Annotated in this window: 15 protein-coding genes; 10 read left to right on the top strand and 5 right to left on the bottom strand. The window is 69.9% G+C overall.

The features are described 5' to 3' along the window. Window positions 1-251: 251 nt before the first annotated feature. Genes D7V77_RS09165 through D7V77_RS09155 form a run of 3 tightly spaced genes read left to right on the top strand, consistent with a single transcriptional unit; the run spans window position 252 to window position 2,823 of the window. Window positions 252-1,247 carry a hypothetical protein gene (locus D7V77_RS09165; RefSeq protein ID WP_233596771.1) on the top strand — a complete coding sequence of 332 codons (996 nt, stop codon included), beginning with the start codon at window positions 252-254 and terminating at the stop codon, window positions 1,245-1,247. A 10-nt stretch (window positions 1,248-1,257) separates the two neighbouring features. Then, complete coding sequence (locus tag D7V77_RS09160; RefSeq protein WP_120575893.1) at window positions 1,258-2,247, top strand: HEAT repeat domain-containing protein; 990 nt, start codon at window positions 1,258-1,260, stop codon at window positions 2,245-2,247. Window positions 2,248-2,295: 48 nt separating this feature from the next. Further along, window positions 2,296-2,823, top strand: a complete 528-nt coding sequence (locus D7V77_RS09155; RefSeq protein ID WP_120575892.1) for a hypothetical protein — start codon at window positions 2,296-2,298, stop codon at window positions 2,821-2,823. Between the two features lie 55 nt (window positions 2,824-2,878). On the opposite strand, the gene D7V77_RS09150 is transcribed toward D7V77_RS09155, so the two are convergent. Both D7V77_RS09150 and D7V77_RS09145 read right to left on the bottom strand, forming a co-directional pair. Continuing rightward, window positions 2,879-3,574 carry a lysoplasmalogenase gene (locus tag D7V77_RS09150; RefSeq protein WP_233596770.1) on the bottom strand — a complete coding sequence of 232 codons (696 nt, stop codon included), beginning with the start codon at window positions 3,572-3,574 and terminating at the stop codon, window positions 2,879-2,881. Beyond that, a complete protein-coding gene (locus D7V77_RS09145) occupies window positions 3,571-4,053 on the bottom strand; it encodes a hypothetical protein (RefSeq protein WP_147452024.1) in 483 nt (160 codons plus the stop codon). The genes D7V77_RS09150 and D7V77_RS09145 overlap by 4 nt, the downstream gene beginning before the upstream one ends. A gap of 659 nt (window positions 4,054-4,712) precedes the next feature. Here D7V77_RS09145 and D7V77_RS09135 point away from each other — a divergent pair. After that, window positions 4,713-6,422 (top strand): SH3 domain-containing protein, encoded by a 1,710-nt coding sequence (locus tag D7V77_RS09135; protein WP_147452023.1) that lies wholly within the window; start codon window positions 4,713-4,715, stop codon window positions 6,420-6,422. Here the strand turns inward: D7V77_RS09135 and D7V77_RS09130 are convergent. The 3 genes from D7V77_RS09130 to D7V77_RS09120 all read right to left on the bottom strand — a co-directional run bounded on the left by D7V77_RS09130 (window position 6,419) and on the right by D7V77_RS09120 (window position 9,661). Further along, entirely contained in the window at window positions 6,419-7,636 is a 1,218-nt protein-coding gene (locus tag D7V77_RS09130) for an FAD-dependent monooxygenase (protein WP_120575887.1), read from the bottom strand. The genes D7V77_RS09135 and D7V77_RS09130 overlap by 4 nt on opposite strands. 158 nt (window positions 7,637-7,794) lie before the next feature. Then, window positions 7,795-8,676: a hypothetical protein gene (locus tag D7V77_RS09125; protein ID WP_120575886.1), complete on the bottom strand. Its 882-nt coding sequence runs from the start codon at window positions 8,674-8,676 to the stop codon at window positions 7,795-7,797. A 31-nt stretch (window positions 8,677-8,707) separates the two neighbouring features. Then, entirely contained in the window at window positions 8,708-9,661 is a 954-nt protein-coding gene (locus tag D7V77_RS09120) for a LysR family transcriptional regulator (protein WP_120575885.1), read from the bottom strand. Window positions 9,662-9,771: 110 nt separating this feature from the next. On the opposite strand from D7V77_RS09120, the gene D7V77_RS09115 reads away from it, so the two are divergent. The 6 genes from D7V77_RS09115 (at window position 9,772) to D7V77_RS09090 (ending at window position 15,532) form a co-directional block, all read left to right on the top strand. After that, window positions 9,772-10,566 carry an SDR family NAD(P)-dependent oxidoreductase gene (locus tag D7V77_RS09115; protein WP_120575884.1) on the top strand — a complete coding sequence of 265 codons (795 nt, stop codon included), beginning with the start codon at window positions 9,772-9,774 and terminating at the stop codon, window positions 10,564-10,566. 178 nt (window positions 10,567-10,744) lie between these two features. Continuing rightward, window positions 10,745-11,830 carry a type III polyketide synthase gene (locus tag D7V77_RS09110; RefSeq protein ID WP_169821482.1) on the top strand — a complete coding sequence of 362 codons (1,086 nt, stop codon included), beginning with the start codon at window positions 10,745-10,747 and terminating at the stop codon, window positions 11,828-11,830. Further along, window positions 11,824-12,399: an isoprenylcysteine carboxyl methyltransferase family protein gene (locus tag D7V77_RS09105; RefSeq protein WP_120575882.1), complete on the top strand. Its 576-nt coding sequence runs from the start codon at window positions 11,824-11,826 to the stop codon at window positions 12,397-12,399. Before D7V77_RS09110 ends, D7V77_RS09105 begins: the two co-directional genes overlap by 7 nt. After that, window positions 12,392-12,667: an acyl carrier protein gene (locus D7V77_RS09100; RefSeq protein ID WP_120575881.1), complete on the top strand. Its 276-nt coding sequence runs from the start codon at window positions 12,392-12,394 to the stop codon at window positions 12,665-12,667. The genes D7V77_RS09105 and D7V77_RS09100 overlap by 8 nt, the downstream gene beginning before the upstream one ends. Then, a complete protein-coding gene (locus D7V77_RS09095) occupies window positions 12,664-14,421 on the top strand; it encodes a fatty acyl-AMP ligase (RefSeq protein WP_120575880.1) in 1,758 nt (585 codons plus the stop codon). The genes D7V77_RS09100 and D7V77_RS09095 overlap by 4 nt, the downstream gene beginning before the upstream one ends. Before the next feature lie 13 nt (window positions 14,422-14,434). After that, the gene (locus D7V77_RS09090) at window positions 14,435-15,532 is read left to right on the top strand and encodes an NAD(P)/FAD-dependent oxidoreductase (RefSeq protein ID WP_120575904.1); all 1,098 of its coding nucleotides are present in this window, start codon (window positions 14,435-14,437) and stop codon (window positions 15,530-15,532) included. The last annotated feature ends 46 nt before the right edge of the window (window positions 15,533-15,578 follow it).

Genomic DNA, 15,578 nt, shown 5'->3' with positions numbered 1-15,578 from the left:
GAAACAAGGAATCCATGGTTATTTGGATTCCCATGGTTCCTTCCACTCCGACCCAGACGCCCGCATCCGGTCCTTCGCGAGCACGGGGTGTCCCCTGGGTATGGGCGGGTGCGGGCCTGGTGGCCGTGTTGGCGGCCGTGGGGTTGATGTGGCGTGGCGGTGACGACGCGCAGGCGCCAGCGGCGGTGGCGGCCCCCGTTAAAGCCACACAGTCCCGAGGCTCGCAAGGTGGGAGTACGGGCGGGGGAGCGATGGCGGCTGGCGTGGAGGAGGCGGAGGCCGCGGAGCGCCGCTTCTCGGACCAGACGTGCTTCCCGGAGCTGGCGCGCTTCAACGACGGCGTGACGCTGGAGACGTTCCGTGATTGGGCCGCGCCGCTGCTCGCGTCGAAGGATCCGCTCGTCCGCGACTACCTGAAGTCGAAGCTCGCGGAGCTGATTGGCGACGACGCGAAGAAGGCGGGGCAGGTGGTGGACTGGGCCCGGGACGCGCAGGGCGCGGCGTTCCAGGTGTTGCTGTCCGGGCTGCGTGAGTCGGACGCGGTGCAGAAGCCGCAGGTCGCCGCACGGCTGCTGGAGGCGGGGTTGGACAAGGGGCTGCCCATCGAGCGGCGCGCGGGCATGCTCTCCGCGCTCGACACGCAGAAGCACCTGACGCCGGACGCGATGGACCGGATGGCGGAGTTCGCGCGCGACCCGGCGTCCACCGAGGCGGGCTGGGCCGCCACGCGCACGCTGGGCCGCGTGATGGCGCGCGAGTCGGAGAACCTGGGCGACGCGTCGCCGTACCTCGACCGGCTCATCACCATCGCCACGGACGCGCCGGACGAGCAGATCCGCCACCTGGCGCAGACGGCGCCGCTGCACAACTCACCCGTGCTGGACGCGAAGGCCACGGCCCGCTTCGAGCGCATCCTGCGCAGCGAGGGCAACGAGGACGGCCGAGACGCGGCGGCGCAGGTGTTGGCCATGTCCTCCGACAAGGAGAACGTGCTGAAGACGTTCACGGACGCCTTCCAGCGCGAGCAGTCGGTGTGCGTGCGCTGGGCGCTGTTCCGGTTCTCCGCGCGCGTCGCGGGCCGGGACGCCCTGCCGGTGATGGCGAACATGGCGACCGTGGATCCGCGCTTCCAGCCGCTCTACGGCATCTTCGAGACGCTCTACGCCCAGGGCAACGTCGACTTCATCCGCGTCTGGAATGAGCTGCCGGACCAGAACCCCTTCGGCTGCATGGACCGCCACAACTAGGAGCCCCGGCATGTCCCGCTACCTCCAAGGTCTTCGCGCGCTCGGGGGCCTGACGCTGATGTTCGCGTCCCCGGTCGTCACCGCTCAGTCCACGCCCTCCGCCGCGAAGCCCGTGCTGCAGGGAGAGAGCTGTTCGGTCCAGGGGTTGATGGATCAGCTCCGCCAGGGGATGGGCTCCAGCTCCAAGGCCTACCGCGACTACCTCCAGGCCGTGCTGCGCGAGGCCGCCGTGTCGCTGCCCTCTGGCGAACTGCACGCGGCGTTCGACCGGGAGACGGACCCGGTGATGGTGGAGCAGCTGGCCGCGGCGCTGGTGGCGCGCAGCGAGCGCGAGGCGGAGAAGGACGCCATCCAGACCGTGGCCCGCCGCGCCCTAGAGGACCGCGACCCGTCCGTCCGCGCCGCCACCGTCCGCGCCATGCGCCGCACCGGCGCGCTGGAGAAGACGGGGGACATGTACGAGCGGCTCATGCGCGACGGCTCGCCGGAGGTCCGCATGGAGGCGGCGAAGAACCTCATCGAGGACAACGAGCACGTCTATTCCGCCCATCACGGCCCGGCCACGGACATGGCGGTGAACGCGGCGACGGCGTCCACGGATCCGAAGGTGACGGCGAAGATCCTGGAGTCCCTGGACACGCGCAAGATGGGGCCGGAGGCGGGGCAGAAGCTGCTCGGGATGCTGGGCCACGAGAGCGCGGAGGTGCGGCGCTCGGCGGCGCTCGCGCTGGGCAGCGTGCCGGCGGCGCAGATGGGGCCCGCGCGCGAGGCGCTCGTGGGCATGTACCGGGGCGAGCGGGACACGGGAGTGCGCAAGGCGCTGGTGCAGGGCATCGCGGAGCTGGGCTTCGCGGACGCCGTGCCGGAGCTGCGCAAGCTGCGGAGCGTGGACCCCGGCATGGCGCCGGAGATCGACGCGTGGATCCGCGCCCTGGAATCAGGCGTTCAGGAGTGGGGCCTGCTCTTGAGAGAGAAGCAGCGGCAGCAACAGGTCCGTTGAGCGGCACCTCATGGGGCCGGACCCGCCGGCCCGAAAGGAACACCCCCGATGCGTCACATGAAGAAGAAGGCCTTCGCGGCCATCCTGGCCCTCGCGGTTCCCTCGGTCGCGGCTGCGTACTCGTACACCGTGAAGTCGCCCTTTCCGGGCACGGTCACGGCGACGACGAACTACTCCAGCGGCACGTTCCACGGCGCGGTGGACATCTCCAGCGGTCGTTGCAACTACTGGGGCGTGGAGACGGGCGTGGTGGCGTCCCTGTCCTGGAACGTGACCATCCGCACCTCGGGCGTCTATTGCAACGGCACGGGCAGCGGCACGCAGAACGAGGCGAAGCACGCCTTCTCCAACGGCAAGACGTTCCGCCTGTGGCACTTCATCAAGACGTCGGACTCGTTCGACCGCACGTGCAACCGCTGCCAGGTGGGCAACGAGGGCGGTACGGGCAACGCCACGGGCGCCCACGTCCATATGCAGTATGACCAGTCCGGCAGCAACCTGACCGGCTGGTACTCCGGCTACACCACCAAGGGTGAGGCCGTGGACCGCGCGGAGACCATCGGCGTGCTGCAGTAGTTCCGAGGTGACTGCCGGAGGCGGAGCGTCGTGAGGCGCTCCGGCTCCGGTGGGGTCATCGCGGCATGGATGCAGGCACCGGAACCGGAGCGTGTTCCACGCGCGCGGAGGCCGCGATGCAGAGCTGTGCGGCCCAGTACAGCAGCATGACGGCGTAACCCAGGCCTGGCAGGGGCGTGACGAAGAGCCGGATGGAGAGCAGCCCATCGCTGGCGGAGAACAGCAGCGCGCCCAGGAGTGCCAGCCATTGCTCGTGCCGGGGAAGCTCCGGAGCGCTCATCATGGCCGCCGCGCGCCAGCCCATGGTGCAGATGACGGCGACGTAGGCTGTTACCGGTGGCGCCATCCCGCCCAGCCCCGGCCACAGCGCCACGGTGGCGCCCACCGCCAGGAGCAGGAAGGGCAGGGCACGCAGCAGGGACAGGCGCCGCGTCACGGAGACGAACGCGGCGGTGTAGCCCAGGTGGGCCAGCAGGAAGGCGCCCAGGCCCGGAAGGAACAGGTCCGGGCTCACCTCTAGCAGCACGTCGCCGAGCAGAGACAGCGCCAGCCCCGTGAAGATGAACCGCGCATAGCGCCCCCGCGCGGGCCACAGCCACAGCAGCAGGCACACCATGGGCAGCGCCTTGGTGACGAGCCGCGCCTCCCGGAGCCCCACGTCCATGACGAAGAGGAAGCACACCGCGCCCGCGAGGCTCGCCGCCGCCAGGAGCTTCGTCCCACCTGTCCACGACTCGCGCATGGGACTCATGGCTCGAACGTCTGGATTTCAAGTCCGGCGGCGGCGAGCTCCGCCAGCGTGACCTTCTGCTCGAGGTGCTCCAAGGGGCATCCCCAGAGCGCGAGGATGGTCCGGTCCAACTTCTCGGCGAGCTTGAGTGAGGCCCGGGTGTGAGCCATCAGGCTATCCGCGACGTCCTCCGCCATGGGCCGAAGATGCGGCGGTATCTGTCGGTGGAACACCGAGAGTTGGAAGGGGTGGCCTTCAAGAACTCCCGATGCCTCAGAGGCCAGCGCCAGCAGTTTTCTCCGGAAGCGCCAGGCCCGTCCGAGCCCATCCGTGAATGAGGGCGAGTCCATCGCGCCGAGCGCATGCATGAGGTCGCTTCCCAGCGTCGCCTCCGCGAACGCGCGGCGCTGAGGGAGGTGCGCGAGCCCGAACCGTTCGAACAAGGCGAGCCCGAGCGGACGGTACCAGCCCGCCAGATCCTCTCGCTTGATCTCCATCATCCAAGCCAAGTCCGTGCAGATCGTGACGAGGTCCACTGGCTCAAGTGTCGCCTGCGGGTACAGGTAGCAGTAGTCGCGTGGGACGAAAGGGGTCGCTTGCTCCGCAGTCCAGGGCATCCGCCGAAGCTAGCACCCTGAAGCATTCGAGCGAGATGGCCTCAACTCCTTGCATCAACGGCGTGGCTGGAGACTCAAGTGGATGCGCTCCTGTGATGTCTGCGGATAGGTCAGGAAAGACTCGATTGCGGCAAGAATGTTTCCAGTAACTCCTTCCATCACGCAGCCCCGCTGAAGCATACGGACGTCCAGCGGCCCGAGCTGAAGCTTTGCCAGCCGGCCGCTGTTCCAACTCAAAGGGAGAATTTCATGCGTCTGCCATTCGCAGGTCCGCTCGCGCTTACCGCGTTGCTGAGTTGTTCCCCTCCGCCGCTGGAAGAAAGTGGGCCGGCCCCCGCGAACTCTCGCGCGGGTCTGACTGAACCGCAGCCTCAATTGCTTGCGTCCGCAACCAACGCGCCCTCGGACGGACTGGCCTATGTGACCCTCACCGTCACGCCTCGCGACGCGAATGGTGAACCCCTGGGGACGGGGCTCCATGTCGAAGTCCTGAGCAGTGATGGGTCGGTCACGCTGGGTGGCACGGGACCTCCGCCTGCACCGTGAACACGCCGGGCGCGACGTGCCTCACGGCGGTGGACTCTGGCGCGGGGAGCTACGTCGTCACCGCGCGCAGCTCCACGGCGCTGACCGTGCCCACCACGTTCTCCGCCACCGTCACGGACGGCAGCGGCACGACCACGCTGCCGGACACGGCCTCCGTCACGTTCGACTCCACGCCCGCGCCCGCGAGCAACCTGCGCACGGAGCAGTTGGGAGACGGCAGCGCCAACTGTCTGGAGAAGGCGATGGGGCTGGCGCGGCCGGGGGACTCCATCGTCCTCATTCGTGACGCGAGCGACGGCGTGGGTCATGCCCTGGTGCGCAGGCCGGATGGCTCCGTGGTGGACCCCAACCACCCCACGGTGCGCTACGAGACGCTGGGCCAGTGGCAGGCGACGCACCCGCGCTACTCGCAGCCCGTCCCGGTGCCCGCCGGCAAGATGCAGCAGGTCCTCTCCACGCCTCCGGGTCCTCAGCGCGAAGCCCTCATCCAGAAGCTGGGGCTGTCTGGCGTGGCGGACCGGCAGGTGGCGGACGGTGAGCGCTGGGTCTTGCCGAACGGCAACATGAACATCCGGAGTGGGCCGGGCGTGACCTTCGACGACATCGGGGACCTGACGGCGGGCGACAAGCTGAAGGTGATTGGCCAGAACGAGGATGCGTCCTGGCTGAACGTGGAACTGGAGAACGGAACCCAGGCCTGGGTGAAGGCGTCCCTGGTCAAGGAAGAGGTCGTCCCGCCGCCGCCCTATGAGTCCCCCTTCCCCCAATGGATGGCGGATGGCACGCGCCCGCCCGATATCGAGATGCACGTGTGGAACGCGCTGCCGAAGGAGAGCCGCGCGGAGATCATCCAGACCGCCCGCGAGAAGGTGGTGGCGGAGAACTGGCCGATGCCGGAGTTCGACGTCAACGGCCCGCCGCCGCCCTCCTTCAGTTCCATGGCGTGGAGCCACCTGCCCTCGGAGAGCAAGCAGGCCATCTTCCAGCAGGAATGGCAGGCCGCCGTGAGCGAGCAGACCCAGAAGCTCTTCAGTGGTGTGCAATCCGGAGGCGAGGTGCCGGAGCACTCCTTCCTCGGCACGGCCAGCACGCTGGGCCGTGGCAAGGCGGGCGAATGGCGTGAGTTCGCGGTGCATCCCCACTCCGCCGCGCAGTACCTCAACCTCAACTCGATGTGGGGCGGCGACTGGCGCACGGTCCACAAGAACCTGTGCGGCCCGCTGGCCGTGGGCGCGTCGATGGGGGTGCTGCCCCAGGAGGCGTTGACACGCTTCGCGGCCTCCAACGGAGACATAAGCGAGGGCCTGCTCAACACCGGGTACACGACCGGCAAGGACGACCTGATACCGATGTACACGGCCGAGAAATGGACCACGGACTACTCGTCGGGAGACGCGCTGCCTCCCGAGGACTTCGCGCGGTTCCTCGCCGACGGCAAGTCACTGGTCGCGTTGGTCAACATCAACCCGGACGGCGCGGATGGAATGCTGCGCGCCGGGGGCACGGCGCACTTCGTGAACGTCCGCGCGGTGGAGGAGAATGGCAACGGCGACTGGATGGTGCGCGTCTACAATCCCTACCAGAACCGCGAGGAGGTCTACTCGTGGAAGGACTTCAAGGCTTCGTGGACGCAGACCGAGGGCAATAACGCCTACGGCCTGCTCATCGCCACGCCGCCCCCGCCGGACGCCGCGCCGACTCCCTAGCCCGGCGGCGGAGCCCCCAGCGCCACCGCGCCGCGACCCCGACGCTGCTCGCGGACCCACTGCTTGGAGGAGTGGAGCGTGCGCAGCACCCCCCTCAGCGAGGGCTGCTGGCTGGCCATGAGCAGCAGGTAGCTCCACACGGAGCTGCCCCGGCGGTTCAGCAGCGAATGGGCGAACTGGGTCGCGTCCTGGTCCACGTAGCTGGGGACGCTCTCGAACCACTCGGAGCTGCTGCGCGCCGCCAGCTGGATGGCCAGCAGGGAGGCGCGCCGCTCCTCGTCATACGCCTCCAGCGCGGTGGGCACGTCCGGCTGCGTTCGCAGCTGCCGCGCCAGCCCGATGGCGTCCTGCATGGCCAGCTTCGTCCCGGATCCGATGGAGAAGTGCGTGGTGTGCGCGGCGTCCCCCATGAGCACCACGTTGTCGTGGTACCAGCGCTCGTTGGTGATGCGCTTGAAGTTGAGCCACGGCGCCCGGCCCATGCCCTTCAGCTGGTTGAACAGCGACTTGCCCTGGAGCCGGCTCTGGAAGATGCCCTCCAGCTTCCGGAGCGTCTCATCCGGTCCCAGCGCGTCGAAGCCCAACGCCTTCCAGGTCGACTCCTGGCACTCCACGATGCAGGTGCTGGTCTCGCTGTTGAAGCGGTAGCCGTGGAACCAGAGCCAGCCGGCGGGCGTCTCCTCGAAGGCGAAGGTGAAGGCGTCGAACACCTTGTCGGTGCCCAGCCAGATGTACTTGTTGCGTCCCTCCTCCACGTGCGTCTGGAAGTGATGGGCGTGGCGCTGGCGCAGCCGGCTGTTGACGCCGTCACAGGCGACGACGAGGTCCGCGTCCATGAACGCGGAGAGGTCCGTGACGTCGTGCTCGAAACGGACGTCCACGCCCAGCCCCCTCGCCCGGCGGATGAGGATGTCCAGCAGCCGGTCCCGTCCCAGCGCGAAGCCATAACCGCCAATGTGCGTCGCGTACCGGCCTCGCAGGTGCACCTCCTGCGTGTCCCAGCGCGCCGCGGCCTGGGCAATTCTCTGCGCGCTCACCGGGTCGTTGCGGAAGAGGTCGTCCAGCAGGTCATCCCAGAACACGACGCCCCAGCCATACGTCATGCCCGGTGGGTTGCGCTCGACGACGGTGACGTCGTGCTTCGGGTTGGACAGCTTCGCCAGGATCGAGAAATAGAGCCCGGCAGGGCCTCCGCCAACACAGACCATCTTCATCGAATCCCCCCAGCGCGCGAACGGCCCGGATGCTACCGGCCTGTCAGGGAAAACGACGCTGGTCGGAAGCGCTGTCTGTCGTTGCTGGCAGGACAGAAGGGCCAGGGGCGATTCAGGAGCGGACGGAGCGCGGCCTGTTAGGGCATCGCCGCCCGGGCTCAGTGCCCGCGCACCGCGAAGATGGGGTGGGCGAGCTCCCGGGGGAAGTAATTGATGGTCCCGAACTCGTCCCCCAGCTGGTCTCCGCCCACGGCCAGGGGATTGCCGTAGATGTTGCTCAGCATGTTCGCGTCCCGCGAAACCCTCGTCAGCAGCGGGAGGTAGGGATGCTCCTCCTTGTAGACCGCAACGCACAGGTCCTCGTCATAGCGGCGGATGTAATTGATGATCCACAGCCGGTTCATCCGCAAGGAGTAGACGGCATTGCGCCGCGGGTAGCCCGCGTCTTCGTGGGACGTGAACTCAGCGATGTCCGGTTCGATGAGGTGCGCGTCGTGGCTCTTGTCCGCTTCGATGTTGCTTGGGTATTCCTTCAGGTGGAAGAGGAACAGGATGTCCGGCTGGGTTCCGGAGACGTCGTAGACCAGGTGGCAGTGGAAGAGGTCCGCGCGACTGAAGGTGACGGCGCACTTCGTCCAGAGGTGATTGCCGCTCTCCGCCCCGGCCTTCACCGCCTGGAAGAGGCTGACCACGAACGCTTCGATCTTCGGCTGCTTGAACAGTCGCCACTCGGTGCCGACCTTCGCGCCCCACTTGGCGATGTGATTCGCGACGGTCCTCTGCTGGCTGTCCTTCTGCCGGAGCCCCGCGGGGTTGCGCTGGGCGGGGTTGCGATTGCCATCCGCCTCCTGGTCCAGCGCGACGTCGGTGACGACCGTGCTGTGCGCCCCTCCCGCGAGCAGCGCGCAGACCGCGCCAACGTTCGCGTTGCTCAGGGCGGCCATCAGCTCCGCGGGCGGCTTCGGTGGCGTCACCACGTGGACGTAGGCGCTGCTCGTGGACTGCTGCTTCAACAACCGGACGGTGGCTTCCTCGGCCATGGCGTGTCTTCCCTGAAAGGTGAAACGCGCATCATACTCCGAGTGAAGAGGATTTCCGGCTCGCGCGGCGGCGTCTCGCGCCCACGGACCCCGGGGGCAGGTGGAGGTGCTCGTCCAGGAACGCGAGGAAGGCCGCGAGCCGGCGGCCCGGTTCGCGCCCGGCGGTGTGGACCGCGTGCAGGTCGATGTCCGGCAGCGTGAAGCGGTCCAGCGCGGACACCAGGTGGCCGGAGGCGAGCAGTGCCTCCACGTCCCAGGTGGACTTGAGGATGACGCCCGCGCCCGCCAGGGCCCAGTCCTTCAGCACGCCGCCGTCGTTGGCGGTCCGGTCCCCGGACACGCGCACGTGGAAGACGCGGCCGTCCTCGTCGCGGAACGCCCAGCTCGTCTGCGGCGCGCCCGGACGCGCGAGCACCAGGCAGTTGTGGCGCGTCAGGTCCGTGGGCTTGCGAGGCGGCGGGTTGCGGGCCCAGTACGCGGGCGCCGCGCACACCACGCGCCGGCCGGAGACGATGCGCCGCGCAGTCAGCCGCGAGTCCGCCAGCTGCCCGAAGCGCAGCGCCACGTCGATGCCCTCCTCGATGAGGTCCAGCACCCCGTCGCTCAGCACCAGCTCCACGCGCACCCCCGGATGGAGCCGGAGGAATGCGTCCACCAGCGGGGCCACCCGCGCGCGGCCGAAGTCGTTGGTGGCGGTGACGCGCAGGAGGCCGGTGAGGGGACCCTCGCGCCCGCCCACGCCCGCCTCGCTCTCCGCCAGGTCGGTGAGGATGCGCTGACAGTCCGCGCGGTAGCCCTCGCCCTCGGGTGTCAGCGACAGCCGCCGCGTGGACCGGGCGAGCAGCCGCACCCCCAGCCGTGCCTCCAGGCGCTGGAGTCCCAGCGTCACCGTGGAAGGCGCCACGCCCCGGGCTCGCGCGACGGCGGACAAGCTGCCCCGCCGGGCGATGTCGAGGAACAGCTCCATCTCGTCGAAGCGATCCATTGTTCGAAACTATCGAATGCTGGTTTGCACGGCGTGGCCATTGTTTCGGAGGCTCGCGGACCGCATACCCAGGAGCCTCAGGCCGTACTCCTCTTTTCCCGGGACACCCCATGCGCATCGAACTCACTGGAAGGATTGCCCTCGTCACCGGCTCCACGGCCGGCATCGGCCTGGCCACGGCGAAGGGGCTGGCGGCGGCGGGCGCCACGGTCATCGTCAACGGCCGCACGCAGGCGGCGGTGGACCGGGCCATCGCGGCGGTGCGCGAGGCGGCCCCGGGCGCCACGGTGAAGGGCTTCGCGGGAGACCTGAGCACGGCGGAGGCCACCACGGCGCTCGTCGCGGCGCACCCCCACTGCGACGTCCTCATCAACAACCTGGGCATCTTCGGACCGAAGGACTTCTTCGACGTGTCCGATGAGGACTGGAGCCACTTCTTCGAGGCGAACGTGCTGTCCGGCGTGCGGCTGTCGCGCGCGTACCTGCCGGGGATGCAGAAGCAGGGCTGGGGCCGCGTGGTGTTCGTCTCCTCCGAGTCCGCGCTGAACATCCCCACGGAGATGATCCACTACGGCGTCACCAAGACGGCGCAGCTGTCCGTCGCGCGCGGCCTGGCCAAGCGCATGGCGGGGACGGGCGTCACGGTCAACTCCGTGCTGCCGGGGCCCACCCTCTCCGAGGGCGTCCGCACGATGTTCCGCGAGGAGCACGAGAAGTCGGGCCGGTCCTTCGAGGACCTCGCCGTGGACTTCATCCAGGCGAACCGGCCCAGCTCCATCCTCCGCCGCCCCTCCAGCGTGGAGGAGGTGGCGAACATGATTGTCTACGTCGCGTCACCCCAGGCCTCCGCCACCACCGGCGCCGCGCTGCGGGTCGACGGGGGCGTGGTGGACTCCATCGCCTGAGCGCGACGAAAAAGGGACCCTCCGGTCGCGGAGCCGGCGGTGGGGCGTCGCGTGTGCAACAGTGCGGGCAGCCGGTGGGGTTCAGGGACGGGCAGCTCTGGCGATAGTCCATCGCATCCCGCCCCGCGGCTGATTATGCCTGGGGACTCGACTCCCCGGGTGGGACCCTCAGGACTTCATGCCCAGTATGACCCGTCACGATCCCGCGCCATCCCCTTCGTTGAGCGCGGTGGGACGCGCGCTTCCGCCGCACTACGCCAGCCAGGAGCAGCTCATCGCGGCGCTGCGCGACCTGTGGGCGACGAAGCACTTCAACCTGGAGCGGCTGGAGGACCTGCACCGCAACGTGCAGGTGGGCGGCCGGCACCTGGCGCTGCCGCTGGAGGAGTACCCGGCGCTCGCGACGTTCCAGCAGCGCAACGACGCGTGGATCCGCGTGGCCACGGAGCTGTCGGAGAAGGTGGCGCGCGAGGCGCTGTCGCGCGCGGGGCTCACACCGAAGGACGTGGACCATGTCTTCTTCGTCACGGTGACGGGCATCGCCACGCCCAGCGTGGACGCGCGGCTGGTCAACCGGATGGGCCTGCGCGAGGACGTGAAGCGCACGCCCATCTTCGGCCTGGGCTGCGTGGCGGGCGCGGCGGGCCTGGCGCGCGCGTCGGACTACCTGCGCGCGTTCCCGAAGCAGACGGCGCTGCTCATCGCCACGGAGCTGTGCTCGCTCACGCTCCAGCGCGAGGACCTGTCCATCCCCAACATCATCGCCTCCGGCCTCTTCGGTGACGGCGCGGCGTGCGTGGTGCTGCGGGGCGCGGAGGCCCCTGCCGCGGGCCCGCGCGTGGTGGGCTCGCGGTCGGTGTTCTACCCGGACACCGAGCGGGTGATGGGCTGGGACGTGGTGGACACGGGCTTCAAGGTGGTGCTGTCCGCCAAGGTCCCGCAGCTGGTGAAGGAACACATCCGGGGCAACGTGGATGGCTTCCTGGCGGAGCACGGGCTGGCCCGCCAGGACGTGAAGCACTGGGTGGCGCACACCGGTGGCCCCAAGGTGCTGGAGGGCTTCGAGTCCGCGCTGGAGCTGGAGTCCGGCGCGCTGGAGCGCTCGTGGAAGTCGCTGCGGCAGGTGGGAAACCTGTCCAGCGCGTCGGTGCTCTTCGTGCTGGGTGAGACGCTGGAAGAAGCGGACGCGGTGCCGGGCGACTGGGGCGTGGTGATGGCCATGGGTCCGGGCTTCTGCGCGGAGATGGTGCTGGTGCGATGGTGACCGGAACGCAGGCACTGTTCGCGGGCTTCATGGGGCTGCTCGTCGCGGAGCGGCTGTTGGAGCTGGTGCTCTCCAAGCGCAACGCGGCGCGGGCCTTCGCGCGGGGCGGGGTGGAGACGGGGCAGGGGCACTACCGGTTCATGGTCGTGTTCCACACGCTGTTCCTCGTCGCGTGCGTCGCGGAGGTGTTCGGACTCCAGCGTCCCTTCTGGGGCGTGTGGAGTTGGGCGGCGCTGGTGGGCGCGGCGGTGGCGCAGGGGTTGCGGTACTGGGCCATCGGGACGCTGGGCGACCGGTGGAATTCGCGCATCATCGTGGTGCCGGGGCTGGCGCCGGTGACGGGCGGGCCGTACCGGTTCCTGCGTCATCCGAACTACGTGGCGGTGGTGTTGGAGTTGTTCTGTGTGCCGCTCATCCACGGGGCGTGGGTGACGGCGGTGGTGTTCACGGTGGGCAACGCGGCGCTGCTCTACGTGCGCATTCGCGCGGAGGAGGCGGCGCTCGGAGCGGTGTACTCCGAGGCCTTCGCCGACCGTCCCCGCTTCATTCCGGAGGTTCGCCGTGGCTGACATCGTGATGGAGGCGGTGGCGGAGATCCGCCGCATCGCCCGGGAGGAGCTGGAGTTCGAGGGCGCGGTGGAGCCCGCGCACGACCTCTTGCGCGACCTGCACCTGGACAGCTTGGGGCTGACGGTGCTGGCGGTGGGCCTGGAGAATCGCTTCCGGGTGCTGCTGTCGGAAGAGGACGCGCAGGGCGTGCGGACGGTGGAGGACCTGGCGCGGCTGGTGGCGGCGCGGGTCGAGGCCGCGAAGCCGGACGTGGGAGCGCACCCGTGAAGGGGCCGCCCCTGCCGGCGCTGAAGCACGCCACGGTGAACGCGATGCTGAAGGCGACGTCGCACACGTCGCTGGGGCTGGTGTTCGTGGATGCCTCCGAGCACGAGACGTCCCTGCCGTGGGCCCAGGTCTACCGGCGGGCGAAGCGCGCGGCAGCGGGGCTGGCGCGGCTGGGCGTGCGTCCGGGAGACCGGGTGGCGTTGCTGTTGCCCACGTCGCCCGCGTTCATGGATGCGTACTTCGGCGCGCTGCTGGCGGGCGCGGTGCCGGTGCCGCTGTATCCGCCGGTGCGGCTGGGGCGGCTGGACGAGTACCACCGCTCGACGGCGCGCATGCTCCAGCTGACGGGCGCGGTGGTGGTGCTGACGGACACTCGCGTGCGGCTGCTCCTGGGCCCAAGCATCGAGCAGGCGCGGCCCAGGCTGGGCTGTCACACGGTGGACGCGGTGATGCACGGCGACGAGGACCTGGAGGTGGAGGTGGGGCCCGACGCGCTGGGGCTCATCCAGTTCTCTTCTGGCTCGACGGTGGAGCCGAAGCCGGTGGCGCTGACGCACGGGGCGCTGTTGGCGCAGGTGGCGGCGCTGGAGGCGGCGATGCCGGTGGCCCCGGGCGTGACGCCGGTGGGCGTGAGCTGGCTGCCGCTGTACCACGACATGGGGCTCATCGGCTGTGTGCTCGCGGCGCTGTACTACCCGGGCAGCCTGGTGCTGATTCCGCCGGAGACGTTCCTGGTGAAGCCGGCGCTGTGGCTGCGCGCGCTGTCCAGGCATCGGGGCTTCGTGTCGCCCGCGCCGAACTTCGCCTATGGGTTGTGTTTGAAGCGGGTGAAGGACGCGGACCTGCAGGGCGTGGACCTGTCCGGGTGGCTGCACGCGCTCAACGGCGCGGAGCCGGTGTCCGCGGACACGCTGCGTCGCTTCGCGGAGCGGTTCGAGAAGTGGGGCTTCTCCGCGCGGGCGCTGCGGCCGGTGTATGGCTTGTCGGAGGCGTCGCTGGCGGTGACGTTCCCCCCTGCGGGCCGGGGGCCGCGCGAGCTGGGCGTGGATTCGGACGTGCTGGCGCGCGAAGGGCAGGCGCGTGATGGGGCACGCACGCTGGTGAGCGTGGGCACGCCGGTGGCGGGCTTCGAGGTGCAGGTGCGCGGCGAGGACGGCGCGGTGCTGCCGGAGCGTCAGGTGGGTCGCGTGTTCACGAAGGGACCGTCGGTGATGCGCGGCTACTTCGAGGACGCGGAGGCGACGGCGCGAGCGCTGGTGGAGGAAGGCTGGCTGGACACGGGAGACCTGGGCTTCAGCGCGGACGGGGAGCTGTACCTGACGGGCCGCGCGAAGGACCTGGTCATCATCCGGGGCGCGAACCACGCGCCGCAGGCCTTCGAGGATCCGTTGCTCAAGGTGGACGGCGTGCGCACGGGCTGCGCGGTGGCGCTGGGCTTCACGCCCGAGGGCGGCCAGGACGAAGCGTTGCTCATCCTGGCCGAGCGCGCGGAGCGGGGCGCGGACGTGGCGTCGGTGGAGGCGGACATCCGCGCGGCGGTGGTGGAGGCGACGGGTGTGCAGCCGCACACGGTGCGCCTGTTGGAGCCAGGAACGCTGCCTCGAACGTCCAGCGGCAAGCTGCGCAGGAGCGAGGCGCTGCGGCGCTACCTGGCTGGGGAGCTGACGGCGCCGAAGAAGGTGGGCGCGGTGGGGCTCGCGGTGGAGATGGCGAAGAGCGCGCTGGCGATGGTGCGCGCCGAGCACGACTCGTGATGTGGCTGGACACGTGAAGCAGCACGACGTGGTCGTGGTGGGCGGAGGCCCTGCTGGTCTCGCGGTGGCCATCACAGCGGCACGGCGTGGGCTGGACACGGTGGTGCTGGAGCGTGCGTCCACGCCCGTGGACAAGGCGTGCGGTGAAGGCCTGATGCCCTCCGGCCTCGCGGCGCTGGAGCGGTTGGGCGCGCTCGCGCACCTGGACCGGAGCGACAGCTCGCCCTTCGTCGGCATCCGCTACGTGCAGGAGGACGGCAGCACGGCGGAGGGAAAGCTGCCCGCGCCTGGAGGACTGGGAGTCCGCAGGCTGGCCCTGTCCCATGCGCTGGCTTCCCGCGCGCGCGAAGTAGGGGTGGACCTGCGCGAGCACACGCATGTCGTGTCGCACGTGCGCACGCCGGATGGGGTGACGCTGGAGACGCCCGTGGGCCGCGTGTCCGCGCGCTTCCTGGTCGCGGCGGACGGCTTGAACTCACCGCTGCGCAAGGCCGAGGACCTGGACGTGGAGCAGGACGTGCCCCGGCGCTACGGACTGCGGCGCCACTTCCGGCGCGTGCCCTGGACACCCTACGTGGAGGTGCACTTCGCCTCCGGCGTCGAGGCGTACGTGACGCCCGCCGGAGCGGAGCGCGTGGGCATCGCGTTCCTCTGGGAGGACGGAACGGTGCCAGGCCGCGTGGGTTTCGACGCGATGCTGGAGCGCTTCCCCCGCCTCGCGGAGAAGCTCACCGGCGCGGCGCCGGACTCCCAGCCACGCGGCGCCGGACCCCTGGCCCGTGTGGCCCGCACGCGCATCGCGGATCGCTTCGCCCTCGTCGGTGATGCCGCCGGCTACGTGGACGCGCTGACAGGCGAAGGGCTCACGCTCGCCTTCGCCTGCGCGGAGTCCCTGGGCGCGCTGCTCCCGGACGCACTGGCGAAGGGCGCGGGCCGCGACACGTTGCTGCCCTACGAGCACACCTTCCAGCAGGTGTTCCGCAAGTACGCCTGGACCACGCACGGCCTGTTGATGCTCGCGCGCCGCCCGCGTCTGCGCAGGCCCGTGGTGCGCCTGCTGGGCCGAGCCCCCTGGCTCTTCGAGCGCATCCTCGCCGCCGTGGTGACGTGACCTGGAAAGCCCGGACCCCCCGGCACCCGGACGCGGATCCGCACGG

Origin of the sequence: Corallococcus sp. CA041A (assembly GCF_003612075.1) — a bacterium.
GTDB classification, from domain to species: Bacteria; Myxococcota; Myxococcia; order Myxococcales; family Myxococcaceae; genus Corallococcus; species Corallococcus exiguus.
Note: the sequence above shows the minus strand (reverse complement) of the source record. Positions and strands in the feature narration are given on the sequence as shown.